Below are 24,881 nucleotides of genomic sequence, written 5' to 3' on the forward strand. Positions count from 1 at the left end.
CACACCCACGGAAACCGGCGGCCCATGTCACCGCACCGACCCGTGCGTGTGCGGCCGTACCTCCGACTGCGTGGCCTTGGCCGTCTCCAACGACAGCGCCAACGTGGCGTGCACCTGGGCGGCCAACAGGTCATCCGTCGTCGCGCGGCCGTAACGCGGGGCCAGCAGCATCCGGGACATCGCCCGGTGCTCCTCGGCGGTCCACTCCCGCCGCACCTCGTGCTCACGGTCGGCGTAGACGCTCTCTGCGAGGTAACCGGCGTTGCCCATCACGCAACCTCGCCCAACGCCTCGATCACGCAGGCCGGACGGACGGCCACGGGGCGAACGAGCCGGACGGGCTCGCCCTGCTCCGCCTCCGCCTGCGCCAGCGTCACGCCGAACTCAGCGGTGATGCCCCGCAACGCACGGGCCGCGATTCGCCGGTTACGACGCTCACGGGCCGTGCCGTCCAACAGAGCCGACGTCGGCTCAGCCGACACGGCGATCTCCTGCGATACCTGCGACAACAGCGCCTCAAGCGTGCTGCTGTCCAAGCTGTCCGGGTAGTGGGTCCCGCTCACGAGTCCTCCAGAGGCCACAAGTTCGCTACTTAGCTAGCGAACTGCGCCCACCGTAGCCACAGGCGGCGGCCGAGCGCAAGAGGTTCGCTAGCGAACAGGCGAACTTGGCCTACGATGGTGGACATGGCACCCGAGTCGACTGAGGTCACGGCACCGCTACATCTGCGGATCGCGGATGACCTGCGCATGAAGATCGAACGTGGCGAGCTTGAGCCTGGCGACCCGATCCCATCTGCTCAAGAGTTGAGTCAAATGTGGTCGTGTTCACCGGGATCGGCACGCGCGGCATTGGCCTTGCTCAAGCAGCAAGGTTTGGTCGACGCGCAACGCGGTAGCCGCCCGGTTGTCCGCACACCTCCTCGGCAAACGGTTCTTAGGCAAGATACGAACCAGCTTGAGAAGGATCGTGTTCTGCTGAGCGAAGAGGAGCGGAGGGCAAACGGTGCGGCGGAAGACGGAATGGGTGTGTCAGTCGATGACTTGAACTTCCGCTCAACATTTACTCGTGTACCTGCTTCGGCTGAACTTGCCGAACTGTTCGGTATCGATGTGGGCGATGAATTGCTTCGTCGCGAGTACGAGACCACGAACAAAACGACCGGAGTGCGGGAGCATCTCAGTATCTCCTACATGCCGGTGAGTCTTATTTCGGCAAACCCGGACATTCTCGATCCAGAGAATGAGCCATGGCCCGGCGGAACGCAGCACCAGCTTTACACGGTAGGTATCGAAATCGCCCGAATGGACAGTGAAGTTACAGCGGCGATGCCTACGACTGTGGAGATGCGAAAGTGGGCATTGCCCAATGGTGTGCCACTCTTGTGTGGCCGAAGGTTTGCGATCGATGTGAACGGCCGAGTTGTCGAAGTGTCAGAGGCAAAGTATCCTGCCGACCGTACCAAGATGATGTTTTCGATCGCACTTAAGCGATGGGAGTCTTCCTGATGCCAACGGTGTCTATCATCACGGCCGCGTACGCCCCTAAGGCAATGTACCTGCCGGAGACGGTCGAGAGCGTCAAGGCGCAGGTCTTGCCGGAGGGCTGGCATCTGGAATGGATCGTCCAGGAAGACGGCGTCAGTCCGCAACTTGGTGGCCTATTCGATGACATTCGGTCGATCGCATCATATGCGGCGAACGGCGCACAGTTCGGCATTAGTCTTACCCGCAACCTTGCGCTTAGTCGTGCCACCGGCCAGCTTGTCCAGGTACTTGACCACGATGACGTGCTTCTTCCTGGCGCTCTCGCTACACTCATCGCCCGATTTGAGGAACACGATATCCATTGGGCGGTAGGTGCGGCGGACGACCTTCTTGAGGATGGAACGCGGAAGAGTTGGGAATCGGCGCTACCCTTCGGGCTGATTGAAGCCGGTCAGGTGAACTTGTGGGCGGAGGCGCATGGCGGTAATTGGCCTGTGCACTGTGCTGGCCTACTAATGCGAACAGAATCGCTACGTGCAATCGGTGGGTGGGCCGGATGTCCCGTAGATGACGATCTAGTTGCGTTCGCTGCCCTTTCTGAGCTAGGGGCCGGATGGAACGAAAGTGCTGTCACGTGGTTGTACCGCCAGCATCCAGGGCAGACAACCCGATCCGATGCGCTGAGCAGTTTGCAGGACAGTGGACGGCTGATGGCGCTACAGCGTGCGAAGGCAGTCAGGAATGCCGGTATGCGTTTCGATTCGTCGGCTGGCCTGCCTGTTAATTCAAGCAGTGCCGAAGTTAAATTGGGGAGCAACATAAAGCTACCGGCGGACCTTGGCTGATTCGCGTCACTTGGGTGCAACACGCTTGATGGGCGAGTAGCTGATCGGGCTCTTTAGCGACTACCCTAGTCGCAAATCGCGAAATAGGAGAGAAGATATTGTGGCGGTAAAGAGGACAGTTACGCTGTCCCGTTCTTGGAACTCATGGGCTGGGTCTGTCGCTGACCTGTGTCATCGGGTATGATCTGTATCCTTATTGCGGAGCCTCTCAGGGGTGGCGTGTGTTGGAGACAGCTAGTGGGACCTCGTCTACGACGTCCTTTTGGATTGACTCAGTGCACGAAGGGCTCGTTCCTGACATTAGCTGTGCAGACCTGCGCAACCAGGAGGCTGCCCAGCGGATTTATGCGCTAGATCCGAAAGATCCATTCGGTCTTGATAGAGACGGTGACGGAGTTGCTTGTGAGTCGGGGTCAATTCCGGTCACGCCGCCGTCCAGCGACCAAACAGCGCTTTATGTGACTTCGCTAGTATTTTTGGCCATTGCTGTAGTGATTACGTTCCGAATATTGGCGAAGCGGCGTCTCGCGCAGAGAAGTGCCAAAATCGACTCCAGCTTCGACGAGTTGAACTCATCGCTCGGTTCGGCGGTTGAGTTGATGACTCAGATCGAGAATAGAGTGCAGGAAGGTAAAGCAGTTGTCGAAGGCATGAATCTGGATGTCAAGCGTGCTCAAGTTTTATCAGAATTGAGCGAGCCGCAGGTTCAGGCGGTTTCGCAAGCGCTGAAAGGCGAGTTCGCGGGCTCGGAGAAGCGGTCAACTCGTGTCAACATAGTCATAGCCGTCGCGTCGGCGATCGTCGGTGTGGTCGCATCAATCCTCGTAAATATATACGTACCCTGAGGCTGATTGGACGGCGACGCCGATGCGGCGGTCCGCTCGTACGCCGCAGCGGTAGCGGATCGGCGCGACCGGTTGTGAAGTGCGCCCCACTGGCCCGGAGGGGGCCTGGGATGCTGTGGTTTGCTTGAGGGCCGCATGTCAAGGCATGCTGGCCGTCTTTCGTTCGACGGCTGTAGCCGGAGGGTTGGTCTGTTATTCGGCTCGGCCCTTCCTGACATTCCGTAAATGCCGTAAATGCCGTAAACACGCTGGTCAGACGTTTACGAATGGGCTGTGGTGTCCGTAAAAGGCCAGCCGTATCCGTAACCGTTTACGGATACGGTCGGTGTGACGTAAACGCCTGACCTGCACGTTTACGGCACTTACGGCATTTGCGCTTGCTGGGTGACGGGAGGGCGGTGGTGGCTCGCCGCCCGGCATTGGTCTACCGAACCCCCTCCGGCTACAGCCTGCCGCCCAGCCGTCCAGTGTGGACGGGACGCGTTGGACGTCGCGGTGCGCCGTGGTTGCATTCGTGGTGGCGTTCGCTGGTGTTCAGACACGTTCGTCGGAGACCGATGCACCTTGCTGAACTGGTAAAACGAGCGCCGTGGATGGTGCCGGTCGATGGTTCGCAGACCTCGAAAGCGTGTGAGGTGAAAGCCTCCGTGGGTTCAAATCCCACCGCCACCGCTGCTCAGAGCCCCGGCAACCGATCATGGTTGCCGGGGCTCTGACGTTTCACGGCCCCTGGCCGCCCTCTTCGAACGCCCGGTCCGGTCGACCTGTGATCGGTAGGGCGGGCGCCCGCGGTTTCCTTCCGGCACGTCGGAGGGGGAGTGGCGATGAGGCGGTTCCTGCGCGTGTCGGCCCGGGGTGGGGTGGTCCTGGTGTCGGCGTCGGTCGGCTACTACCTGTGGAACGGGATCACGGGCAGCGCTGACGACCGGTGGTACGGCGAGGCGATGGTGTACGTGATCATCGCCATCAGCCTGGTCGCACCCGCGTCGCCGATCACGAGGTTCAGCACGTCGATGGTCGAGCGGGGTTGGCTGCGGGTCGAGCACGTCGGGCGGTCGGACCTGGCCGAGGGGTTCGAGCAGTGGCACGCGTGGGCCGACCCCGACGACCCGATGACCCACCCGCTCTACCGGTCGACGGTCGGCATCCGGGTGCGGATCGACCGGATCAGCGACACCGGGCACGCGATCCGCCTGCACCCCGTCGTGCGACTCGCGGTGCGTGGCGAGATCGAGGGCGGGTTCGAGGTGGTGGCCGTCGTGCCGCGGATCGCGGTGCCGCGCGTCGGGGACGTCGTGCGGGTGGTGGCCCACCCGACCGAGCCGAACCGCTACCGGTACGCGGGCCCGGTCGACCGCTAGTGCCGCCCGCGACGAGGGTGGCGGCCCGGCAGGCCGACCACGCGCACGGGCGCCGATCCGGGCCTCGTCAGGTCCGGGCCGGCGCCCCTGTTGTGCGTGTCGCGTCCGCGCCGGCGCTGGGAGGGCCACCGGGCAGGCACGGCCATGACCCTACCTTACGTTCGAACACACGTTCGAGGTCGGGTAATGGTCAACCGTTAGTGACGGTGTCTTTCGCCGTTCACTCGATACGGGGAGGATGCGCCCAGCCGCCAACTACCGGAGGACCCGTTGAGACCTATCCCGCTCCGCGTCGGACTGGCGGTCACCGCCGCCTCGGCCGTGACGTTCGCCCTCGCCACGCCGATCCACGCGGCCCCGAGCCAGGACGCCCTGATCGCCGAGGTCTACGGCGGCGGCGGCAACTCCGGTGCCACGCTGACCCAGGACTTCGTCGAGCTGGCCAACGCGGGCGCCGCGCCGGTCGCCGTCGACGGCTGGAGCGTGCAGTACCTCCCGGCGAGCGCGAGCGCGTCCAGCCAGTGGCAGGTCACCCCGCTGACCGGCTCGATCGCCGCGGGCGGGCGGTTCCTGGTCGCGCAGGCCAAAGGCGCGGGCGGCACGGTGGAGCTGCCCGCACCGGACGCCACCGGCACGATCGCCATGGGCGGCTCCGGCGGCACGATCGCCCTGGTCACCGAGACCTCCGCGTTGACCTGCAAGACCGCCGCCGACTGCGCCGCCGACGCACGCGTGCGCGACCTGGTCGGCTACGGCTCGTCGACCGTGGTCCGCGAGACCACCCCGACCGCGAACCCGGGCAACGCCACCTCGGCCGCCCGCCCCGCGTTGACCGACACCGACAACAACTCCGCCGACTTCACCATCGGCGCGCCGACCCCGGTCAACTCCAAGGGCCAGGGCCCCGGCAACCCCGACCCCGACCCGGAGCCCGAGCCGGGCGACAAGCGCGTCCGCGACATCCAGGGCACGACCCGCATCTCGCCGCTGCTCGGGCAGAAGGTCGCCGGCGTGCCCGGCGTCGTCACCGCGACGCGCGCCACCGGCGACCGCGGCTTCTGGCTCCAGGACACCGCGCCGGACAACGACCCGCGCACCAGCGAGGGCGTGTTCGTCTACACCGCGGCCCTGGCCCCGACCGTCGAGCCCGGCGACGAGGTGCTGGTCTCCGGCACCGTCGCCGAGTACCGGCCGGGCGGTGACGCGGCGAGCAACTCCAACCAGACGCTCACCGAGATCACCGGCGCCACGGTCACGGTGAAGTCCAAGGGCAACGCCCTGCCGACCCCGGAGGCCCTGAACCCGCCGGCGGGCTACCTGCCCACCGCGAACGGCGGCAGCATCGAGGCCCTCCCGCTCGACCCGGCGACCTACGGCCAGGACTACTACGAGTCCCGCGAGGGCATGTACGTCAAGGTGGACGACGCCCGCGTGGTCGGACCCACGAACAGCTTCGGCGAGACGTGGATCACCACCAACCCGACCCAGAACCCGACCGCCCGCGGCGGCACGATCTACCTCGGCTACGACCAGCCCAACAGCGGTCGGATCAAGGTCAAGCCGGGCGCGGCGGCGCCGCAGACGAGCAACGTCGGCGACGTCTGGCGCGGCGCGACCGTCGGCAACGTCGAGTACACCAACTTCGGCGGCTACACCCTGGCCACGAAGTCGGTCGGCGAGCACGTCCCGGGCGGCATCACGCCGGAGGTCACGGACGCGCAGCGCGCCGCCGAGCTGTCGGTGGCCACGTACAACGTGGAGAACCTGGCCGCCACCAACGACCAGGCCAAGTTCGACCGCCTCGCCGCGGCCGTGGTCGGCAACCTGAAGAACCCGGACGTCGTGGTGCTGGAGGAGATCCAGGACAACAACGGCGCGACCGACGACGGCACGGTGGCGGCGGACGCGACGTTCGCCAAGTTCACCGACGCCATCGTGGCCGCGGGCGGCCCGCGCTACCAGTGGCGCCAGATCGACCCGGCGAACAAGGCCGACGGCGGCGAGCCGGGCGGCAACATCCGGGTGGCGTTCCTGTTCAACCCGGCCCGGGTGTCCTTCGTGGACCGCCCGGGCGGCGACGCCACCACGCCGGTGTCCGTCGTCAAGCAGCACGGCCGCGCCGCGCTGTCGGTGTCGCCGGGCCGCGTCGCGCCCGCCGACCCGGCGTGGAACAGCAGCCGCAAGCCGCTGGCCGGCGAGTTCAAGTTCCGCGGTCGCACGGTGATCGTGGTCGCGAACCACTTCAACTCCAAGGGCGGCGACCAGGCCATGCACGGCCGCTACCAGGAGCCCGTGCGCAGCTCGGAGGTGCAGCGCGCTCAGCAGGCCGCGCTGCTGCGCGGTTTCGTGGACCAGGTCAAGGCGGTCGACAAGGGCGCCAACGTGGTCCTCGCGGGTGACATCAACGACTACCAGTTCTCCCCGGCGGTCGGGACCCTGACCGGCAAGGGCGACGTGGTGGCCCTGATGGACACCCTGCCCGCGGCCGAGCGGTACAGCTACGTGTTCGAGGGCAACTCGCAGACCCTCGACCACATCCTGATCAGCGCGAACATCACCCGCTACCGCTACGACGTCGTGCACATCAACGCGGAGTTCGCCGACCAGGCCAGCGACCACGACCCGCAGGTCGTGAAGCTGCGCCCGAGCACCGGCAACGCCCACGTCGACCAGTGGGTGTTCCTGCTGGAGGACATCGCCGAGCACCTGCCCAGGTCCTAGCCCGGAGCAGCGGACGGGCCCCTCGGACACCACGTCCGAGGGGCCCGTTCTCGTGTCGCCGACCGGGTTACCGGCCGGACGTGGTGGTGATCGTGGGTCGGGCCGTGGTGGTGACGGTCGGCTGCGGCGACGTGGTCACGGTGGGCCGCGCCGTCGTGGTCACGGTCGGCTGGGGCGAGGTCGTCACGGTCGGCCGGACCGTGGTGGTCACCGTCGGCCGGGGTGACGTGGTGGGGATGCCCGTGGTCGTGGGAGCGGGCCTAGTGGTCGTGGTGGGGACGGGCGTGGTGGTCGGCGGCTTGGGCGCGTCGGTGCACTCGGCCTCCTTCGGCAGGTTGGCGAACTCGTCCCCGACGAAGTAGATGGCGCTGGACCACTGGGTGCCGCCGTCCTGCCTGCCGACGTTCAGCCAGACGTCGTTGGTGTAGCCGAAATCCGTGACCGACTGGCCGTGCACCCAGCAGTAGACCCCCACCGTCCTGCCCTCGAGGATCTGCCCGCCCGCCGCCGGCAGGCACGCCGTCGACGGGCAGATGCGGACGTTGACGTTGTGCCAGGTCGTGGCGCGGTAGCTCGGCCCGGCGCTCGCGTCGGCCTCGCCCGCGGGCTGGGCCAGTGCCACGGCGCCGCCGGCGAGCAGGCCCGCTCCGGCCAGTGCCACAGCGACGGCCGTGTTGACGATCCTCATGTCCGTGTCCTCCCAGTAATCAGTCGATCACTGGATAAGACGCCTCAGGTCGGCCCGGTGTTGCACCGACGCGGTCTTTGACGACCAGAGCCCCGGTCACCTGACGGTGCCGGGGCTCTGGGCCGCGGAGGATACGGGATTTGAACCCGTGAGGGGGTTAACCCAACACGATTTCCAGTCGTGCGCACTAGGCCACTATGCGAATCCTCCGTGGCGGAGTCTAACGGAGGGTCCGGGCGTCCCCCAAAACGGGTGGTCGGATGCATCGGTCGCTAATAGGTATAGGTTCGGTTAGGCTTGCCTAATGAAGCGTGGTCTGGTGGTCGTGCTGTCGGCTCTGCTCCTGGCGGCCTGCGGGGGAGGCGGCGGTGGCGCCGAGCCCACCTCGTCCGGCGTGACGGTCGACACCCGGTTCGGTCCCGTGACGATCGCCGAGCCGCCGAAGCGGGTCGTCGCGCTGGGCTGGTCGGACGCCGAGACCGCCCTCGCGCTCGGCGTGCGGCCGGTCGGGGCGAGCGACTGGCTGGCGTTCGGCGGCAAGGGCGTCGGGCCGTGGGCCGAAGGGCTCTACGAGCAGGCGCCGACGCTGCTGGGCACCACCGAGATCGACTACGAGGCCGTCGCCGCGCTCCAGCCCGACCTCATCCTCAACACCCGGTCGGACAACGACGAGAAGAAGCACGAGACGCTGTCCAAGATCGCGCCCACCATCGGCGCGCCGAAGGACGTCATCCCCTACGGCACGTCGTGGCGGCAGCAGGTCGAGCTGGTCGCGAAGGCCCTGGGCAAGGTGTCCGAGGGCGCGGAGGTCATCGCCGACCTGGACGCGAAGTTCGCCGCGAACGAGAAGTTCGACGGCCGGACCGCCGTGGTCGGCGCGTACTTCGACGGCAAGTTCGGCGCGTACGTCTCCGGCGACCCGCGCGCGGACTTCATGAAGGCGCTCGGCTTCACCCTCCGCGAGGACGTCGAGGCCCTCGCCTCCGGCACGTTCTACGTCGACATCTCCACCGAGCGGCTGGACCTGCTGACCGCCGACCTGAGCGTGCTGTTCCCCATCGGCGGCGACGCGACCGCCCTCAAGGCCAACCCGCTGGTGCCGGAGAAGGCGTTGATCCTGGAGGACGAGAACCTGGTCAACGCCTTCTCCAGCGGCTCGTCGCTCGGCATGGCCTACGCGCTGGAGCACGCCGTGCCGCTGTTCACGGCCGCCCTCGGCTAGCAGAACCAGCCGTCGGCCACCCAGCCGTGCGCGTTGATGTGCCCGTAGGCGAAGCCGTAGATGTAGTTGCCGGACTTCGGGCCCTTCACCAGGAAGGTCTGGCCGCGGTAGAGGGTGCCCATCCACGGGCCGTCGTCGGGTGCGGTGCGGACGTAGAGGTCGTCGGCGCACACGGTCTCGCGCTCGCCGACCGTGCCGTTGGCGGCTTGGGCGGGCGACGCGGTGGCGACGAGCGCGACGGCGGCCGCCAGGACTGCTGCTGCTCTCACCACGAGTCGTAGCCCCCGATGCACTCGATCCGGAGGTAGCCCCAGTCGTTGGGGCCGAAGTCCATGCTCGCCGCCCACCCGTTGTAGACGGGGTGGGCGCCGGGCGTGTGACCGATCTTGTTGCCGTAGGTCAGCGTCCGCTTGAACTCGACCGGGCCGACCGCGTGGTCGTAGTTGCCGTAGAAGCTCGCGGTCTGGCAGATGACGATGGCGTGCCGCGGCGGCACGGGGTCGGCCGCGGCGGTGGTGGCGCCGAGCACCAGGGCGGCGCACGCGAGGACAAGAGCCCTCATCTGGTTCCTCCTTCACCGGGTAGTGCCACTAACCGGTGAAATCTTCCCGTGCCCGGAGTGGGTGGGGACAGAGCCAGTGGGGCGACCGGCTACACTGGTGGCGGACCTCGTGCGGCACATATCTCGCGAACCTCCCCAGGGCCGGAAGGCAGCAAGGATAAGCGGGCTCTGGTGGGTGCACGGGGTCCCCTTTCTTTGTCGGACCCTCCCGGTAAGGTCCCCGACGTGGCGCTCGCCCTCTACCGCAAGTACCGTCCGGCGACCTTCGGCGAGGTCGTCGGCCAGGAGCACGTCACCGAACCGCTGCGCACCGCCCTGGCGGCCGGTCGGGTCAACCACGCGTACCTGTTCTCGGGGCCGCGCGGGTGCGGCAAGACGTCCAGCGCCCGCATCATGGCGCGCTCGCTGAACTGCGTGCAGGGCCCGACGCCCGACCCGTGCGGCGAGTGCAACTCGTGCGTCGGCCTGGCGCCCAACGGTCCGGGCACCGTGGACGTGGTCGAGCTGGACGCGGCGAGCCACGGCGGCGTGGACGACGCGCGCGAGCTGCGGGACAAGGCGTTCTACGCGCCGGCCGAGTCGCGGTACCGGGTGTTCATCATCGACGAGGCGCACATGGTCACCACGCAGGGCTTCAACGCCCTGCTGAAGATCGTGGAGGAGCCGCCCGAGCACCTGATCTTCATCTTCGCCACCACCGAGCCGGACAAGGTGCTGCCCACCATCCGCTCGCGCACGCACCACTACCCGTTCCGGCTGATCCCGCCGAGCTCGATGCGGGCGCTGCTGGAGCGCAACTGCGCGGCCGAGGGCGTCACGGTCGACCCGTCGGTGTTCCCGCTGGTGATCCGCGCGGGCGGTGGGTCGGCGCGGGACACGCAGTCGGTGATGGACCAGCTGCTGTCCGGCGCGGGCCCCGAAGGGGTGCGCTACGACCGGGCGATCGCGCTGCTCGGCGTGACCGACGTGGCGTTGATCGACGACGTGGTGGACGGCCTGGCGAACGGCGACGGTTCGGCGGTGTTCGGCACCGTCGACCGGCTGGTCGAGGCCGGGCACGACCCGCGCCGGTTCGCGTCCGACCTGCTCGACCGGCTGCGCGACCTGGTGCTGCTGCACGCCGTGCCGGACGCGGCGGACCGCGGCCTGGTGTCCGCGCCGGACGACGAGCTGGCCAAGATGATCGCGCAACGCGACGCGACCCGGCCCGCGACGGTCACCCGTTGGGCGGAAATCCTGCACCAGGGGTTGACCGAGATGCGCGGCTCGACCGCGCCCCGCCTGCTGCTCGAACTCGTGACGGCGCGGATGCTCCTGCCATCGGTCGGCGACGTCGAGTCGGGCCTGCTGCAACGCGTCGAACAGCTGGAGCGCCACGGCCCGCCGGCGGGCGGCGCACCGGCGGGGCCCGTGGAGACCCGCTTCCAGCGCCCCTCGCAGCGTGCGGCCGAGCCCGCCGCGCCGCAGACCCCCGCCGCGCCGCCCGTCGCCAGGCCCATCGAGACCGCGCCTCCGGCCGCTGCCGCGCCGCCTGGACTGCCCACCCCGCCGGTGCTGCGGTCGGCGGCGATGAGGTCGGCCGAGAGCGCGCCCGTCGCGCCGGAGGTGGACCAGCGCGCCGTGCAGCCGCCGGACGCGCCGCAGGCCCGGCCGAGCACCGCGCCCCCGTCGCACGCCGCCGCACCGGGCACGTCGCCTGCCGCCCAGCCACCGCACGCCGCCGCTCCGCACGCCGCCGCGGCTGGAGGCACGTCGCCGGCTGCCGCGCAGCCACCGCACGCCGACGCACCCCAGGCCGCCGCACCGCACGCCGCCGTGCCGCAGAGCGCGCACCCCGGCGCGTCGGACAACTCACCCGCGGCCCAGCCGGCCCAGGCAGCCGCACCGGCGGCAGCCTCCGGCGGTGTCGACGCGGTCGAGGTGCGTCGGCGCTGGTCGGAGCTGTTGGGCGTGGTCCGCGGGACGAGCCGCAGCACGGAGGCGATGCTCACCAACGCCACCGTCGCCGACGTCGACGGCACCACGGTCACGCTCACCCACACCTCCGCGCCGCTGGCCCGCCGGCTCGCCGAGCCGCGCAACGCCGACGCCATCGCCGCCGCGTTCGCGCAGGTCCTCGGCGGCACGTGGCAGGTGCGGTGCGTGCACGGCGACGCGGCCGCCGCCCCGGCCCGCCAGGCGGCGCAGAAGCCGCAGCGACCGGCGGTGACCAGGCCGAGCCAGGCGCAGCAGCCCGGCCAGGCCCGTCAGCCGGAGTCCCGCCCGGCGCCGTCCGGCCGACCACCGGTCGACGACGTGCCGCCGCCCCCCGAGCCGCCGGAGCCCGATGAGCCCCTCCCGCCGGAGCCGGTGGACGAGGAGGAGATGCTGGCCGAGGCCGCGCTGCCCGGCGACGCGGACGACCAGCGGCTCGACCCGGAGGCCGTCGTGCTCAAGCTCCTCGCCGACGAGCTTGGCGCTCGGCCGTTGAAGGGCTGATCGACGCGACTACGCTGGTGAACGGCGGCAGACCCCGAAGAGAGGAACCCGCGGTGCAACCCGGTGGGCCCAACATGCAGCAAATCCTCCAGCAGGCGCAGAAGATGCAGCAGCAGCTCGCTGAAGCCCAGCAGGAGCTGGCCGAGGCCGAGGTCACCGGCACCGCCGGCGGCGGTCTGGTCACCGCCGTCGTGTCCGGCGGCGGCGAGCTCAAGAGCCTGGACATCGACCCGAAGGCGGTCGACCCGGACGACGTCGAGACGCTGTCCGACCTGGTCGTCGCCGCCGTGCGCGACGCCAACCGCGCCGCCCAGGAGCTGGCGGCCCAGAAGATGGGCCCGCTCGCCAGCGGCATGGGCGGGATGGACGACCTCGGCGGTCTCGGGAAGCTGTTCGGCTGATGTACGAGGGGCCCGTCCAGGACTTGATCGACGAGCTCGGCAGGCTGCCGGGCGTCGGTCCGAAGAGCGCGCAGCGCATCGCCTTCCACCTGCTCGCCGCGGACCCGGCCGACATCGGCCGGCTCCAGGACGCGTTGCAGAAGGTCAAGGACGGCGTGGTGTTCTGCGACGTGTGCGGCAACGTCTCGGCCGAGGCGACCTGCCGCATCTGTCGCGACCCGCGCCGCGACCTGACCCTGATCTGCGTTGTGGAGGAGCCGAAGGACGTCCTGGCGGTCGAGCGGACCCGCGAGTTCAAGGGCCGCTACCACGTCCTGGGCGGGGCGCTCGACCCGTTGTCGGGTGTCGGGCCGGACCAGCTGCGGATCAGGCAGCTGCTCACCCGGATCGGCACGGACGTGTCGGAGATCATCATCGCCACGGACCCGAACACGGAGGGCGAGGCGACCGCGACGTACCTGGTGCGGATGCTGCGCGACTTCCCGGGCCTCACCGTCACCAGGCTCGCGTCGGGCCTGCCGATGGGCGGTGACCTGGAGTTCGCCGACGAGCTCACCCTCGGCCGGGCCCTGTCCGGCCGGCGCAGCATGTGAGGCTCGTCGCGGTGGACGGGCCCTCGGGCTCGGGCAAGTCGACGTTCGCGGCGCGCCTGGCGTCGGAGCTGGGCGCGACCGTGGTGCCGACCGACCACTTCGCCACCTGGACCGACCCGGTGTCGTGGTGGCCGCGCCTGGTCACCGAGGTCCTCGACCCGCTCCGGCACGGCCGCGAGGCCCGCTACCGGCGCATGGAGTGGACCGGCGGCGTGCCGCGCCTCGGCGACGTGGTGCACGTGCCGGTGCCGGAGGTGCTGGTCATCGAGGGCGTCTCGGCGGCCCGGCGTTCGATCGCGCGGGAGCTGGACGAGGCGATCTGGGTCGAGGTGCCCGACCCGGAGGAGCGGCTGCGCCGGGCCGTCGAGCGGGACGGCGAGGCGAGCCGCGCGCACCTGCGGCGCTGGCAGGCGTTCGAGCGCGGCTGGTTCGCCGTGGACGCCACGAAGTCCCGCGCCGACCGGATCGTCACGCCCGACTGACCGGCCCCACGCCCGGGTGAAGCCGCGCCTGCCCGAGCCCGCGCCCGACCGTGCCGATGCCCGACCGGACCCGCGCCTGACCAGGCCCGCACCGACCGAAGCCGCGCCCGACCGAGCCGCACCGGTCCGAAGCCGCGCCCAGCCCGAAGCCGCACCGACACGTCGGCCGGGTCACCCGTCGAGCGAGGCCCGCACCACGTCCGCGTCCGGCGATCCGATCGCGGTGAACCACTCCAGTGCCGTCCGCCACTGCCGGCGCGCCTCGGCGTCGTCGCCGGTGGTGGCCAGGACGTCGCCTGCCAGGTGGGCGGCCCGCGCGTGCACGCACCGCTGCCCCGTGGTCCCGCTCAGCTCCAGGCACCGCAGCGCCAGGTCCAGCGCCTGCGCCGCGTCACCCTGGTCGAGCCTGATCCGCCCGAGCACGGCCAGCACGTCCACTTCGGCGATCCGCAGTCGGTACCGGACGGCGCTGTCCAGCGCCTGGCTCGCCGAGTAGCGCGCCTCGTCCAGCCGGCCCGCCGCGTGGTGGGTCAGCGCCAGGCTCCGCCGCGCCGCGCAGATGCCCAGCGGGTAGCCCGTCTCCTCGGCGATCCGCAGCGCCTCCGTCGTGTGCTCGACGGCCTCCTCCAGCCTGCCCAACCCGCACAACGCCTCACCGAGGGCGTTCTTCGCGTCGCACAACCCCTTCAGGTTGCCCAGCTCCTCCGCGATGGCCACCGCCCGCCCGGCCTCGCGCGCGGCGTCGGCCCACTGGCCCCTCATCACGTGCGCCAGCGCCAAGCCCTCGTGCGAGAAGTGGGCGAACCCACGCGCGCCGGCCCGTTCGTACAGCTCGCCGCACCGCTGGTACAGCTCGGCGGCACGTTGCGGCTGACCCAGGAACAGGTGCACCTCGGCCAGCGCGCGGTGGCTGTCGGCCTGCGTCATCCACGCGCCGAGCCGGTTGCCGACGTCCAGCGCGCCCTCGAACGACGACACCGCCCGGTCCAGCTGACCGAGCTGCATGTAGACCCCGCCGAGGTTGAGCTGGGCGATGCCCTCCTGCTGCAACGCGCCGATGGCCCGCGTGATCACGAGCGCGCGCTCCAGGTGCTCGGCGGCCTGCTCCAGGTCGCCGATGTCGATGCAGACCGCGCCGAGGTTCGCCAGCACGGCGGCCTCGACGGCGGGCGCGGCGCCGGTGCGCTGCTGGATCGGGATCGCGCGCCGGAAGTAGTCGACGGCCACCCGGTGCTGCCCGATCGCCCAGTACAGCGTGCCGAGCGACGACAGCATCGCCACCTCGCCGAGGGCGTCCTGGGAGGACTGCGCGACCGACAGGCCGGCCTTCGCGGTCGCCAGCCACTCCACCGGCAACCCGATCGTGTAGAAGTACCGCCGCAGCGCGTCGGCCAGCTGCCACACGTCGCCGTCGGGCTGGCGGTCAGCGGCGTGCACGACGAGCCCGACCAGGTTGCCGCGCTCGGCGTCCAGCCAGGCCAGGGCCTCCGCCGAGGTGGAGAACAGGCGCGGGGTCACGCCCGGCACGACGTCGGTGCGCGGCAGCCGCAGCAAGGTGCTCTTGAACGCGTCCGTGGCGTTGTCCACCGACCGGATCGACCAGTCCAGCAGCCGCCGCGACGCCTGCGCGCTCTCCTCCGGGTCGTCCTCGATCCCGCGCCGCTCGGTCGCGTAGTCCCGCAGCAGGTCGTGGAACTGGTAGCGGCCGGGCGCGTGGTTGTCCACGAGGTTCGCCGTGGCCAGCCGGTCGAGCCGCCGCCGCGCGTCCTGCGTGGTCAGCCCGCCCAACGCCGCCGCCACGTCCGGCGTGATGTCGCCCGGCGCCAGCGACAGCAGCCGGAACAGCGACGCCAGCTCCGGCTTCAGCGCCGTGTACGACAGGTCGAACGCCGCGTGCACGGCCGCCCGCTCGTCACCCTCCACGGCCAGCGCCGCGAGCCGGTTGCCCGCACGCAGCTCCTCCACGTAGGACGCGATGGTGATCTCCGGCCGGGACAGCAGGTTCGCCGCCGCGATCCGCAGCGCCAGCGGCAGGTGCGCGCACAGCTCGGCCAGCTCGTCGGCCGCCGCGGACTGCGACGCCACCACGTCGTCGCCGAGCATCCCGGCCAGCAGCGCCCGCGTCTCGGACCGGTCGAGCACGTCGAGCCGCACGTTGGACGCGGCGTGGCTGACCGCCAGCCCGCGCAGCGTGTCGCGGCTGGTCACGAGCACCGCGCACCCCGGCGAGCCGGGCAGCAGCGGCCGGATCTGCTCGGCGTTGGCCGCGTTGTCCAGCACCAGCAGCACCTGCTGGTCGGTCAGCCGCGACCGGAACATCGCCTCCTGCTCGTCCTGGTCGAGCGGCACGGACTCGGGCGGCACGCCCTGCGCGCGCAGGAACCGCGGCAGCACGTCCACCGCGCTCAACGGCGGGCCCTGGGCGTAACCGCGCAGGTTGACGTACAGCTGCCCGTCGGGGAAGCAGTGCCGCATCTTGTGCGCCGTGTGCACGGCCAGCGCCGTCTTGCCGACGCCCGGCGGCCCGGCCAGCGTGACCACGGGCACGCCCTGCGCGGTCCGCAGCAACGCCTCGATCAGCTGAACGGCCTGCTCACGGCCCACGAAGTCGCCGATGTCGGCGGGCAGCTGCGAGGGCACCACCCGGTCACGCCGCGCGGCGGGCGCGTTCTGCCCCAGGTCGAGCGACGACGAACCGCCGAGCACCTGCTGGTGCACGCGCCGCAGCTCGTCGCCGGGGTCGATGCCGAGCTGCTCGGCCAGCAGCCCGCTGACCCGCCGGTACGCGCCGAGCGCGTCGGCCTGCCGCCCGGACCGGTACAGCGCGACCATCAGCTGCGCCCACAGCCGCTCCCGCAGCGGGTGCTCGCTGGTCAGCCGGGACAGCTCGGGGATCAGCTCGGCGTGGCGGCCCAGCTCGAGGTCGACCTCGACCCGGCGTTCCTCGACGTGCAGCCGCCGTTCACCCAGGCGCGGCACCTCGTCGCGGTGCAGCACCTCCGACGGCACGTCCACCATCGCGGGCCCGCGCCACAGCGCCAGCGCCGCGGTGAAGATCGCCGACGCCGACTCCAGCCTGCCCGCGGCCCGCTCCCGCTCGCCCTCCTCGACGAGCTGCTCGAACCGCATCACGTCGATGGTGCGCTCGTCGACGTCGATCAGGTAGCCGTCGGGCACGGTCCGGATCGGCACCGCCGGTCCGAGCACCTGCCGAAGTCTCATCACGTAGGTCTGCAGCGTGCCCCGGGCCCGCGCGGGAGGGTCGGCGCCCCAGATGTGCTCCGCGAGCTCGTCGACCGAGACGCCGGCGCCGGCGCGCATGAGAAGAGACACAAGCAGGGACCTCTGCCGGCCCGCCCGCACCACGACCTGCTCGCCGTCGACCAGCACCTGCAACGGGCCGAGGACGCGGAACTCGACCACAGGGCTCACCAGCGACCTCCCTCCGCGCGTGTGCGGGTTTCTGTTGTCCGTTGTACAGCGTAGGAGGGTGTTTGCCCGATCCGACGTGGTCACTTTGGGTCAGCGAAGGTGCGCGGGACGTGTGTTAATGCTGATTCACGTGGCCGGATCGTGACCTCGGACGAGTCGGAAGGGTTGTGGTGACCGGTTAGGGTCCGTGACCACACCGTGAGATCCCGGATTTCCCTAGGGGTGTGTCAAATGCTTCAATCTCGAACGGCCCGGCGCCGATGGTTGGCCGCGATCGGCCTGACCGGCGTCGCGGCACTGGCACTGTCGGCCTGTGCCCAATCCGAGCGCGGCGACGACTCGGGGTCCGGCAAGGTCGGCGGCACGATGGTCTTCGGCGCCGCGGGCGAGCCCAAGAACTTCGACCCGATCTTCAACGACGACGGCGAGAGCTTCCGCCCCATCCGCCAGATGTTCGACACGCTGGTCACCTACAAGCGGGGCACCGCCGACCTCGCGCCGGGTCTCGCGGAGAAGTGGACGCCCAGCGAAGACGGCAAGTCGTGGACGTTCGACCTGCGCAAGGGCGTCAAGTTCCACGACGGCACGGCGTTCGACGCCGCGGCCGTCTGCTTCAACATGGACCGCTGGTTCAACATGAAGGGCGCCGCCGCCCAGAGCCAGATGATCTACTACGGCGACGTGTTCGAGGGCTTCGCCAAGAACGAGGGCGACGCGGCGGGCGAGCCGGTCTACAAGTCCTGCGAGGCCAAGGACGAGCACACCGCCGTGCTGAACCTCAACAAGTACAAGGGCGCCTTCCCGGCCGCCTTCGGTTTGACGGCGCTGTCCATCTCCAGCCCCGAGGCGCTGAAGAAGTACGACGCGGACAACGTCGTGCAGTCGGGTGACTCGTTCACCTATCCGGCTTACGCGACCGAGCACCCGACCGGTACCGGCGCGTTCAAGCTGGAGAAGTTCGACAAGGCCAACAAGACCATCACCCTGGTCCGCAACGACGACTACTGGGGCGAGAAGGCCAAGCTCGACAAGCTGATCTTCAAGATCATCCCCGATGAGAACGCGCGCAAGCAGGAACTCAAGGCCGGCACGATCGACGGCTACGACTTCCCGAGCCCGGCGGACTACAACTCGCTGAAGACCGACGGCTTCAACGTCACGCCGCGGCCAGCGTTCAACATCCTCTACCTGGGCATCAACGGCGCGAACAACCCGGCGCTGAAGGACCTGCGGGTCCGCCAGGCCATCGCCTACGCCGTCAACCGCGAGCAGCTGGTCAAGACCAAGCTGCCGCTGGGCGCCGAGGTGGCGACGCAGTTCATGCCGAAGACCGTCGCGGGCTACGCCGAGGACGTGCAGCAGTACCCGCACGACGTGGCCAAGGCCAAGGACCTGCTCACGCAGGCCGGCGTGTCGAACCTGAGCCTGAAGTTCTACGTGCCCACCGAGGTCAGCCGGCCGTACATGCCGAACCCGTCCGAGATCGCGGCGGTGATCGTCGACGACCTGAAGGCCGCGGGCATCAACGCCGAGATCGTCTCCCGCCCGTGGAACGGCGGCTACAAGGACGACGTGCAGAAGCTCGGCAAGCACGACCTGCACCTGCTCGGCTGGACCGGCGACTACAACGACGCCGGCAACTTCGTCGGCACCTTCTTCGGTCGGGAGAAGAAGGAGTTCGGCTTCGGCGACCAGTCGATGTTCGACGCCATCGCCGCGGCCGACGGCGTGGTCGACCAGGACAAGCACGCGGACGCCTACAAGCAGGTGAGCCGCGACCTCATGAGCAAGTACCTGCCCGCGATCCCGGTGTCCCACTCGCCGCCCGCGATCGTGGTCAGCAGCAAGATCTCGGGCCTCGTGCCCAGCCCGCTGACCGACGAGCGCTTCGACACGGTGAGCAAGGGCTGAACCGAACGGTAGGCGGGTGGTGGCGCTCGTGATCCGGGCGTCACCACCCGTGCTGTCCAGAGGGCTTCCATCATGCTGCGATTCATAGTCCGTCGCCTGCTCCAGGCGATCCCCACACTGCTGATCCTGTCGCTGCTGGTCTTCGTCTGGCTGCGGTCGCTGCCCGGCGGCCCGGCCGGCGCGCTGCTCGGCGACAAGGCGACCCCGGAGAAGATCGAGGCGCTCAACAAGGTCCTCGGCCTCGACCAACCGATCTTCATCCAGTACTTCAAGTTCCTGGGCCGCATCCTCAGCGGTGACTTCGGCAGCTCCTTGATCAGCGGCGAGCCGGTGGTGGCCGAGATCGGCCGCGCGCTGCCCGCCACCATCGAGCTGTCGCTGGCCGCGCTGCTGTTCGCCATCGTGCTGGGCATCCCGCTCGGCTACCTGGCGGCCAGCTACCGCGGGCGGTTCCTCGACAACGCCACCGTCATCGGCACGCTGGTCGGCGTCGCCGTGCCGGTGTTCTTCCTGGGCATCCTGCTCAAGCAGCTGTTCGCGCAGGACCTGGCGCTGTTCCCGCCGTCGGGCAGGCAGGACGTCACGATCGACCCGACGCACGTCACGAACTTCGCCGTGCTCGACGGGCTGCTGACCCAGGAGTGGGACGCCGCGGCCGACGCGCTGTGGCACCTCGTGCTGCCCGCGATCGCGCTGGGCACCATCCCGCTCGCGGTCATCGTGCGGATCACCCGCGCCTCGGTGCTCGACGTGCTCAACGAGGACTTCGTCCGCACGGCCAACGCCAAGGGCCTGCAGGCGACGCTGGTCCGCCGCCGGCACGTGCTGCGCAACGCGATGCTGCCGGTGTCGACCACGATCGGCCTGCAGACCGGTCTGCTGCTGGGCGGCGCCGTGCTCACCGAGCGGGTGTTCGTGTGGGGCGGACTCGGATCGTTGCTGGCCCAGGGGATCGAGCGCCGGGACTACCCGCGCCTGCAGGCGTTGCTGCTGCTCGCGGCGGTGGTCTACGTGCTCGTCAACCTGCTGGTCGACATCTCCTACGCGATCATCGACCCGAGGGTGCGGGCATCATGACCAGTCTCCTCAAGCGCAAGCAGCAGCGGGTGGACGCGCTCGCCGAGTCGGCGGGCACGAGCCTCGCCGCCGACGCGGTGCGGCGGATGCTGCGCAGCCCGGTCGCCCTGATCGGCGCGTTCCTCGTGCTGATGTTCCTGGTGCTGGCGATCATCGCGCCGTTCATCGTGCCGAAGGACCCCTACCACCGCTATCCGGAGCTGCTGGAGGACCTGCGGCCGGACTTCATCCCCGGCGCGCAGCCGGGGTTCCTGCTCGGCGGTGACGAGCTCGGCCGCGACTTCTTCAGCCGGCTGCTCGTCGGCGCGCAGCAGTCGCTGGTGGTCGGCGTCGGCGCGACGTTGATCGGCCTGGTGCTCGGCATGCTCATCGGCGGCGCGGCCGGGGCGTTCGGCGGCTGGGTGGACAGCTGGCTGATGCGGTTCACCGACATCATGCTGTCGATCCCCAGCCTGCTGCTGGCCATCTCGATCGCGGCGCTGGCGAGCCGGGGCAGCCAGACCACGGTGATCATCGCGGTCGCGGTGACCACCGTGCCGATCTTCGCCCGGCTGCTGCGCGGCGCCATGCTCGCGCAACGGCACAGCGATCACGTGCTCGCGGCCACGGCGCTCGGCGTGCGGCGGCGGACCGTCGTGTTCCGGCACATGCTGCCGAACTCGCTCGGCCCCGTCATCGTGCAGGCGACGCTGACCCTGGCGACCGCGATCATCGAGGCGGCGTCGCTGTCGTTCCTCGGCCTCGGCGACCCGGACCCGTCCCGGGCCGAGTGGGGCCTGATGCTCGGCAACTCGCAGCGCTACATCGACGTCAAGCCGGAGCTGGCGTTCTACCCGGCCATCGCCATCATCATCGTCGCGCTGGGCTTCACGCTGCTCGGCGAGGCGCTGCGCGAGGCGCTCGACCCGAAGAACCGGAGGTGAACCGCGATGGCGTTGCTCGAAGTGCGTGATCTGCGGGTGGTCTTCCAGCGCAGGGGCACCGAGCCCTTCACCGCCGTGGACGGCGTCTCCTTCGACGTCGACCCCGGGCAGACGGTGGGCCTGGTCGGCGAGTCCGGCTGCGGCAAGTCCGTGACGTCGCTGGCGATCATGGGCCTGCTGCCCTCGCGCGGCAACAAGGTCACCGGCTCCGTCCGGTTCGAGGGCACCGACCTGCTCACCCTGAGCGACAAGGAGATGCGCAACCGGCGTGGCCGCGACCTGGGCATGGTGTTCCAGGACCCGCTGTCGTCGCTCAACCCGGTGATCCCGATCGGGCTGCAGGTCACCGAGGTGCTGGAACGGCACCGCGGCATGTCCCGCAAGGCGGCGATGGTGGAGGCGGCCGACCTGCTCGGCCGGGTCGGCATCCCCGACCCGGGGCGCAGGCTGAGCGAGTACCCGCACCAGCTCTCCGGCGGCATGCGGCAGCGCGCGCTGATCGCGATCGCGCTGGCGTGCCGGCCGCGGCTGCTCATCGCCGACGAGCCGACCACGGCGCTGGACGTGACGATCCAGGCGCAGATCCTCGCCCTGCTCAAGGAGCTCGTGCAGGACCTGGGCACGGCCCTGATCATGATCACGCACGACCTGGGCGTCGTGGCGGGGCTGTGCGACGAGGTCAACGTGCTCTACGGCGGCCGGGTGGTGGAGAAGGCGGAGCGGTACCCGCTGTTCGCCGAGCCGCGGCACCCGTACACGCACGGCCTGCTGGCGTCGATCCCGCGGCTCGACGGCGCGCGTGGCGAGAAGCTCGTCCCGATCAAGGGTTCGGTGGCCGACAACATCCCGTGGGACCACGGGTGCGCGTTCGCCCCCCGTTGCCCCAACGCGCTGGCGGTGTGCCGCGAGGTCACGCCCGAGCTGGAGGCCGGTGACGTGCGCTCGCTGCGCTGCCACAACCCGGTGCTGCCGGGAACGCCCGCCGCCCAGGAGGTGCCCGCATGACCGCCGCTGTCGAACCGGCAGCCGCCGACGCGCCCACGGGCGACACGCTGGTGTCGGTCGAGGGCCTGAAGATCCACTTCCCGATCAAGCGAGGCCTGCTGGTCGACCGCACGGTCGGCCACGTGTACGCGGTCGACGGCGTGGACCTGCGGATCAACCGCGGCGAGACCTACGGCCTGGTCGGCGAGTCCGGCTGCGGCAAGTCGACCCTGGGCCGCGGCATGCTGCGGCTGGTCGAGCCGACCGACGGCCGCGTGCTGTTCGACGGCACGGACCTGGTCGGGCTCAAGGGCGAGGAACTGCGCCGGATGCGCCGCCGGATGCAGATGGTGTTCCAGGACCCCATGTCGTCCCTGGACCCGCGGCAGTCGGTGGACTCGTTGCTGGTCGAGGGCCTGCGGGCGCACGGCCTGGACAAGGGTCGCGAGTCGACGGGCAAGCGCTTGCGCGAGCTGCTGTCGGCGGTCGGCCTGCCGTCCACGTCGCTGCGCAAGTACCCGCACGAGTTCTCCGGCGGCCAGCGGCAGCGCATCGGCATCGCGCGGGCGCTGGCGGTCGAGCCGGACCTGATCATCGCCGACGAGCCGGTGTCCGCGCTGGACGTGTCGGTGCAGGCGCAGGTGGTCAACCTGCTGGAGGACCTCCAGGACGAGTTCGGGCTCACCTACCTGGTGATCGCGCACGACCTCGCCGTGGTGCGGCACATCTCCGACCGGGTCGGCGTGATGTACCTGGGCGGGCTGGTGGAGGAGGCGACCTCGGACGCCCTCTACGCCGAGCCGCTGCACCCGTACACCAGGGCGTTGCTGTCCGCGATCCCCGTGCCGGACCCGGTGGTGGAGGACGAGCGCGAGCGGATCCTGCTCACCGGCGACCTGCCCTCGCCCGCCAACCCGCCGACGGGCTGCCGCTTCCACACGCGCTGCCCGTGGAAGCAGGCGACCCGGTGCGACACCGAGCGGCCCGCGCTGCGCGAGGTGCTGCCGGGGCACAAGGTCGCGTGCCACTGGGCGGAGGACATCCGGGCCGGCAAGATCCGGCCGCACGAGGTCAAGGCCGAGCTGGTGGAGGAGGGCGGCATCTCGCCGGACATCCCCCTGGTCGGACCCGCCTCGATGACGGAGGCGTTGAACCCGTGAGTCCCGCGTCCGGGGGCGCCGACCGGCGCCCCCGGACCGGTGTTCAGACCACCTGCGGGTAGAGGGTGCGCGGGTCGGCGGCCAGCGCGGCCTTCAGGTCGACCACGCCCTGGTCGGCCAGCACCTCGACGAGGTCGGCCTCGACGCCGTCCAGCGCGGCGCGCACGACGTCCGCGGGATCGTTCTTCGGCACGTCCATGCTCGCCGTCATGTCGGTGTCCGTCGGGCCCAGGTGCACGCCGGTGACCAGCGTGCCCTGGCCCGCGAGCTCCACCCGCACGCCGTTGGTGAGGCTCCACTGCGCCGCCTTGGCCGCGCTGTACGCGGTGGCGCGGTCGTAGGACACCCACGACATCGACGAGAGCACGTTCACGATCGCGCCGCCGCCGTTGGCCGCGAGGACCGGCGCGAACGCCCGGATCATCGCCAACGTGCCGTAGAAGTGCGTGTCCATCTCCAGCCGGATCGCGGCGGGGTCGCCGGTGACCAGGTTCTCGCCGGTGATGATGCCCGCGTTGTTGACCAGCAGGGTGACGTCACCGGCGGCCGAGGCCGCGGCGGCGACGGCGGCCGGGTCGGTGATGTCCAGGGTCAGCACCTCGACGCCCGGCAGGTCGATCGAGCCGGCGTCGCGCGCGGTGGCGTAGACCTTCGCCGCGCCCCGCTCCCGCAACTGCCGCGCGAAGTGCAGGCCGAGGCCGCGGTTGGCCCCCGTGACCAGGGCGACCGAGTTGGCGATCTTCATGGAGGGTTCTCCCAGGGGTGAGTTGGCTTTGCCAACCTAGCCTGGCTGGCTTGGGATGCACAACCGAGCCATACTGGGGCGGTGACGCCACCGGACGAGAACTGCTCCTTGGTCAAGGCGGTGGACCTCGTCGGCGAGCGCTGGACGTTCCTCGTGCTGCGCGAGGCCCTCGCCGGCGCGACCCGCTTCTCGGAGTTCCGCGCGCGCCTCGGCATCGCCTCCGACGTGCTCACGGCGAGGCTCGCGAAGCTGGTCGACCGCGGCCTGCTGGTCCGGCGGTCCTACCGGGAGCCGGGGCAGCGCCCGCGCGACGCCTACTGCCTCACCGAGGCGGGCCGGCGGGTGAACCTGGTGCTGTGCGCCTTGCAGGAGTGGGGCGACGAGCACCTGCCGGACACCGTGTCCACGGTCGTCTACCGGACCGACGACGGGCGTCGGGTCAACGTGCGGTTCGTCGACGGCGAAGGCGCCGTGGTGCCCGCGGGCGACGTGCACCCGGAGCAGGGTTAGCGGCTCACGGGCCGGTAGAGCACCCGGACGACGACCAGGCAGCCGGCCTGGACGGCGAGCGCGATGAGGGCGTGCACGAGCCACGCGCCGGCGAGGGTGGGCCCGCCCCACGCGCCGCCGAGGCCGGGGTCGGCGGTGAACGGGTGGCCGATCGCGCCGACGGTGTCCGGCCAGAGCGGGTAGAACCAGCCCCGTGCCACCAGGTAGAGGGCGAGCAGCACGGGGATCGCGGCGACGAGCGCGCGGAGGATCCCGGGTCGCGGGTGGATGCCGAGGGTTTTCACGGCGCGAACGCTAGGCGCGCGCGAGGCGCGGGTCGTCACACCGCGGAGCCATCCCCGGCGTGCTACCGGGGTAGCGGGGGGGGGGGGGGGGGGGGGGGGGGGGGGGGGGGGGGGGGGGGGGGGGGGGGGGGGGGGGGGGGGGGGGGGGGGGGGGGGGGGGGGGGAGGGGG

At 70.3% G+C, this 24,881-nt stretch carries 24 protein-coding genes, 2 tRNA genes and 1 other RNA gene; 18 read left to right on the top strand and 9 right to left on the bottom strand.

The genetic code is table 11. The features are described 5' to 3' along the window. Nucleotides 1–27: 27 nt before the first annotated feature. Together ACZ7GX_RS30615 and ACZ7GX_RS30620 are read right to left on the bottom strand one after the other, a co-directional pair. On the bottom strand, nucleotides 28–270 hold the full coding sequence (locus ACZ7GX_RS30615; protein ID WP_498781656.1) for a hypothetical protein: 243 nt from the start codon (nucleotides 268–270) through the stop codon (nucleotides 28–30). Then, on the bottom strand, nucleotides 270–536 hold the full coding sequence (locus tag ACZ7GX_RS30620) for a hypothetical protein (protein WP_498781657.1): 267 nt from the start codon (nucleotides 534–536) through the stop codon (nucleotides 270–272). Before ACZ7GX_RS30620 ends, ACZ7GX_RS30615 begins: the two co-directional genes overlap by 1 nt. 150 nt (nucleotides 537–686) lie before the next feature. On the opposite strand from ACZ7GX_RS30620, the gene ACZ7GX_RS30625 reads away from it, so the two are divergent. The 6 genes from ACZ7GX_RS30625 to ACZ7GX_RS30650 all read left to right on the top strand — a co-directional run bounded on the left by ACZ7GX_RS30625 (nucleotide 687) and on the right by ACZ7GX_RS30650 (nucleotide 7,259). After that, on the top strand, nucleotides 687–1,508 hold the full coding sequence (locus ACZ7GX_RS30625) for a GntR family transcriptional regulator (RefSeq protein ID WP_498781658.1): 822 nt from the start codon (nucleotides 687–689) through the stop codon (nucleotides 1,506–1,508). Beyond that, a complete protein-coding gene (locus ACZ7GX_RS30630; protein WP_498781659.1) occupies nucleotides 1,493–2,332 on the top strand; it encodes a glycosyltransferase family 2 protein in 840 nt (279 codons plus the stop codon). The genes ACZ7GX_RS30625 and ACZ7GX_RS30630 overlap by 16 nt, the downstream gene beginning before the upstream one ends. Before the next feature lie 275 nt (nucleotides 2,333–2,607). Continuing rightward, the gene (locus tag ACZ7GX_RS30635) at nucleotides 2,608–3,177 is read left to right on the top strand and encodes an excalibur calcium-binding domain-containing protein (protein ID WP_498781660.1); all 570 of its coding nucleotides are present in this window, start codon (nucleotides 2,608–2,610) and stop codon (nucleotides 3,175–3,177) included. A gap of 592 nt (nucleotides 3,178–3,769) precedes the next feature. Beyond that, nucleotides 3,770–3,849: transfer RNA gene (locus ACZ7GX_RS30640), tRNA-OTHER, on the top strand. Nucleotides 3,850–4,001: 152 nt separating this feature from the next. Then, nucleotides 4,002–4,538, top strand: coding sequence for a hypothetical protein (locus ACZ7GX_RS30645; RefSeq protein ID WP_498781661.1), 537 nt, complete (start codon nucleotides 4,002–4,004; stop codon nucleotides 4,536–4,538). A 270-nt stretch (nucleotides 4,539–4,808) separates the two neighbouring features. Beyond that, the gene (locus tag ACZ7GX_RS30650) at nucleotides 4,809–7,259 is read left to right on the top strand and encodes a DUF8508 domain-containing protein (RefSeq protein ID WP_498781662.1); all 2,451 of its coding nucleotides are present in this window, start codon (nucleotides 4,809–4,811) and stop codon (nucleotides 7,257–7,259) included. Nucleotides 7,260–7,326: 67 nt separating this feature from the next. Here ACZ7GX_RS30650 and ACZ7GX_RS30655 read toward each other — a convergent pair whose 3' ends face one another. Together ACZ7GX_RS30655 and ACZ7GX_RS30660 are read right to left on the bottom strand one after the other, a co-directional pair. Then, entirely contained in the window at nucleotides 7,327–7,947 is a 621-nt protein-coding gene (locus ACZ7GX_RS30655; protein WP_498781663.1) for a hypothetical protein, read from the bottom strand. A 125-nt stretch (nucleotides 7,948–8,072) separates the two neighbouring features. Next, nucleotides 8,073–8,157: transfer RNA gene (locus tag ACZ7GX_RS30660), tRNA-Ser, on the bottom strand. 94 nt (nucleotides 8,158–8,251) lie between these two features. Between ACZ7GX_RS30660 and ACZ7GX_RS30665 the strand changes: the two genes are divergently transcribed. Further along, entirely contained in the window at nucleotides 8,252–9,169 is a 918-nt protein-coding gene (locus tag ACZ7GX_RS30665; protein WP_498781664.1) for an iron-siderophore ABC transporter substrate-binding protein, read from the top strand. Here ACZ7GX_RS30665 and ACZ7GX_RS30670 read toward each other — a convergent pair. Both ACZ7GX_RS30670 and ACZ7GX_RS30675 read right to left on the bottom strand, forming a co-directional pair. Continuing rightward, nucleotides 9,166–9,438 (bottom strand): hypothetical protein, encoded by a 273-nt coding sequence (locus ACZ7GX_RS30670; protein WP_498781665.1) that lies wholly within the window; start codon nucleotides 9,436–9,438, stop codon nucleotides 9,166–9,168. The two genes, ACZ7GX_RS30665 and ACZ7GX_RS30670, sit on opposite strands and share 4 nt — an antisense overlap. After that, the gene (locus tag ACZ7GX_RS30675) at nucleotides 9,435–9,731 is read right to left on the bottom strand and encodes a hypothetical protein (protein WP_498781666.1); all 297 of its coding nucleotides are present in this window, start codon (nucleotides 9,729–9,731) and stop codon (nucleotides 9,435–9,437) included. The genes ACZ7GX_RS30670 and ACZ7GX_RS30675 overlap by 4 nt, the downstream gene beginning before the upstream one ends. Nucleotides 9,732–9,830: 99 nt before the next feature. Here ACZ7GX_RS30675 and ffs point away from each other — a divergent pair. From ffs to ACZ7GX_RS30700, 5 genes are all read left to right on the top strand, one after another. Continuing rightward, nucleotides 9,831–9,925: signal recognition particle sRNA small type (ffs, locus tag ACZ7GX_RS30680), an RNA gene on the top strand. Between the two features lie 31 nt (nucleotides 9,926–9,956). After that, a complete protein-coding gene (locus tag ACZ7GX_RS30685; protein ID WP_498781667.1) occupies nucleotides 9,957–12,209 on the top strand; it encodes a DNA polymerase III subunit gamma and tau in 2,253 nt (750 codons plus the stop codon). 74 nt (nucleotides 12,210–12,283) lie between these two features. Then, nucleotides 12,284–12,610, top strand: coding sequence for a YbaB/EbfC family nucleoid-associated protein (locus ACZ7GX_RS30690; protein WP_053715665.1), 327 nt, complete (start codon nucleotides 12,284–12,286; stop codon nucleotides 12,608–12,610). Next, a complete protein-coding gene (recR, locus tag ACZ7GX_RS30695) occupies nucleotides 12,610–13,203 on the top strand; it encodes a recombination mediator RecR (RefSeq protein WP_123744628.1) in 594 nt (197 codons plus the stop codon). The genes ACZ7GX_RS30690 and recR overlap by 1 nt, the downstream gene beginning before the upstream one ends. Nucleotides 13,204–13,214: 11 nt before the next feature. Further along, the gene (locus ACZ7GX_RS30700; protein ID WP_498781669.1) at nucleotides 13,215–13,685 is read left to right on the top strand and encodes a uridine kinase family protein; all 471 of its coding nucleotides are present in this window, start codon (nucleotides 13,215–13,217) and stop codon (nucleotides 13,683–13,685) included. A 171-nt stretch (nucleotides 13,686–13,856) separates the two neighbouring features. Here ACZ7GX_RS30700 and ACZ7GX_RS30705 read toward each other — a convergent pair whose 3' ends face one another. Then, nucleotides 13,857–17,117, bottom strand: a complete 3,261-nt coding sequence (locus tag ACZ7GX_RS30705; protein ID WP_498781671.1) for an AfsR/SARP family transcriptional regulator — start codon at nucleotides 17,115–17,117, stop codon at nucleotides 13,857–13,859. 231 nt (nucleotides 17,118–17,348) lie between these two features. Here ACZ7GX_RS30705 and ACZ7GX_RS30710 point away from each other — a divergent pair, with 231 nt between their 5' ends. The 5 genes from ACZ7GX_RS30710 (at nucleotide 17,349) to ACZ7GX_RS30730 (ending at nucleotide 23,172) form a co-directional block, all read left to right on the top strand. After that, complete coding sequence (locus ACZ7GX_RS30710; protein WP_498781673.1) at nucleotides 17,349–19,028, top strand: ABC transporter substrate-binding protein; 1,680 nt, start codon at nucleotides 17,349–17,351, stop codon at nucleotides 19,026–19,028. A 72-nt stretch (nucleotides 19,029–19,100) separates the two neighbouring features. Next, complete coding sequence (locus ACZ7GX_RS30715) at nucleotides 19,101–20,105, top strand: ABC transporter permease (protein ID WP_498781675.1); 1,005 nt, start codon at nucleotides 19,101–19,103, stop codon at nucleotides 20,103–20,105. Next, entirely contained in the window at nucleotides 20,102–21,028 is a 927-nt protein-coding gene (locus ACZ7GX_RS30720; RefSeq protein ID WP_498781677.1) for an ABC transporter permease, read from the top strand. The genes ACZ7GX_RS30715 and ACZ7GX_RS30720 overlap by 4 nt, the downstream gene beginning before the upstream one ends. A gap of 6 nt (nucleotides 21,029–21,034) precedes the next feature. Next, nucleotides 21,035–22,033 carry an ABC transporter ATP-binding protein gene (locus ACZ7GX_RS30725; protein WP_498781680.1) on the top strand — a complete coding sequence of 333 codons (999 nt, stop codon included), beginning with the start codon at nucleotides 21,035–21,037 and terminating at the stop codon, nucleotides 22,031–22,033. Next, nucleotides 22,030–23,172: an ABC transporter ATP-binding protein gene (locus tag ACZ7GX_RS30730; RefSeq protein WP_498781682.1), complete on the top strand. Its 1,143-nt coding sequence runs from the start codon at nucleotides 22,030–22,032 to the stop codon at nucleotides 23,170–23,172. The genes ACZ7GX_RS30725 and ACZ7GX_RS30730 overlap by 4 nt, the downstream gene beginning before the upstream one ends. Before the next feature lie 43 nt (nucleotides 23,173–23,215). Here the strand turns inward: ACZ7GX_RS30730 and ACZ7GX_RS30735 are convergent, their stop codons facing one another. Then, on the bottom strand, nucleotides 23,216–23,917 hold the full coding sequence (locus ACZ7GX_RS30735; protein WP_498781683.1) for an SDR family oxidoreductase: 702 nt from the start codon (nucleotides 23,915–23,917) through the stop codon (nucleotides 23,216–23,218). 81 nt (nucleotides 23,918–23,998) lie between these two features. On the opposite strand from ACZ7GX_RS30735, the gene ACZ7GX_RS30740 reads away from it, so the two are divergent. Then, complete coding sequence (locus ACZ7GX_RS30740) at nucleotides 23,999–24,427, top strand: winged helix-turn-helix transcriptional regulator (RefSeq protein WP_498781684.1); 429 nt, start codon at nucleotides 23,999–24,001, stop codon at nucleotides 24,425–24,427. Here the strand turns inward: ACZ7GX_RS30740 and ACZ7GX_RS30745 are convergent. Then, nucleotides 24,424–24,711 carry a hypothetical protein gene (locus ACZ7GX_RS30745; protein WP_498781686.1) on the bottom strand — a complete coding sequence of 96 codons (288 nt, stop codon included), beginning with the start codon at nucleotides 24,709–24,711 and terminating at the stop codon, nucleotides 24,424–24,426. The genes ACZ7GX_RS30740 and ACZ7GX_RS30745 overlap by 4 nt on opposite strands. Nucleotides 24,712–24,881: the final 170 nt, after the last annotated feature.

Source organism: Actinosynnema sp. NPDC037264 (assembly GCF_055603705.1).

Bases quoted from the DNA above. Each gene is read 5' to 3' on its own strand.
- ACZ7GX_RS30615 (WP_498781656.1), bottom strand. From the start codon at position 270: ATGGGCAACGCCGGTTACCTCGCAGAGAGCGTCTACGCCGACCGTGAG.
- ACZ7GX_RS30715 (WP_498781675.1), top strand. From the start codon at position 19,101: ATGCTGCGATTCATAGTCCGTCGCCTGCTCCAGGCGATCCCCACACTG.
- ACZ7GX_RS30655 (WP_498781663.1), bottom strand. From the start codon at position 7,947: ATGAGGATCGTCAACACGGCCGTCGCTGTGGCACTGGCCGGAGCGGGC.
- ACZ7GX_RS30675 (WP_498781666.1), bottom strand. From the start codon at position 9,731: ATGAGGGCTCTTGTCCTCGCGTGCGCCGCCCTGGTGCTCGGCGCCACC.
- ACZ7GX_RS30720 (WP_498781677.1), top strand. From the start codon at position 20,102: ATGACCAGTCTCCTCAAGCGCAAGCAGCAGCGGGTGGACGCGCTCGCC.
- ACZ7GX_RS30690 (WP_053715665.1), top strand. From the start codon at position 12,284: ATGCAGCAAATCCTCCAGCAGGCGCAGAAGATGCAGCAGCAGCTCGCT.
- ACZ7GX_RS30625 (WP_498781658.1), top strand. From the start codon at position 687: ATGGCACCCGAGTCGACTGAGGTCACGGCACCGCTACATCTGCGGATC.
- recR (WP_123744628.1), top strand. From the start codon at position 12,610: ATGTACGAGGGGCCCGTCCAGGACTTGATCGACGAGCTCGGCAGGCTG.
- ACZ7GX_RS30735 (WP_498781683.1), bottom strand. From the start codon at position 23,917: ATGAAGATCGCCAACTCGGTCGCCCTGGTCACGGGGGCCAACCGCGGC.
- ACZ7GX_RS30730 (WP_498781682.1), top strand. From the start codon at position 22,030: ATGACCGCCGCTGTCGAACCGGCAGCCGCCGACGCGCCCACGGGCGAC.
- ACZ7GX_RS30725 (WP_498781680.1), top strand. From the start codon at position 21,035: ATGGCGTTGCTCGAAGTGCGTGATCTGCGGGTGGTCTTCCAGCGCAGG.
- ACZ7GX_RS30665 (WP_498781664.1), top strand. From the start codon at position 8,252: ATGAAGCGTGGTCTGGTGGTCGTGCTGTCGGCTCTGCTCCTGGCGGCC.
- ACZ7GX_RS30645 (WP_498781661.1), top strand. From the start codon at position 4,002: ATGAGGCGGTTCCTGCGCGTGTCGGCCCGGGGTGGGGTGGTCCTGGTG.
- ACZ7GX_RS30630 (WP_498781659.1), top strand. From the start codon at position 1,493: ATGGGAGTCTTCCTGATGCCAACGGTGTCTATCATCACGGCCGCGTAC.
- ACZ7GX_RS30710 (WP_498781673.1), top strand. From the start codon at position 17,349: ATGCTTCAATCTCGAACGGCCCGGCGCCGATGGTTGGCCGCGATCGGC.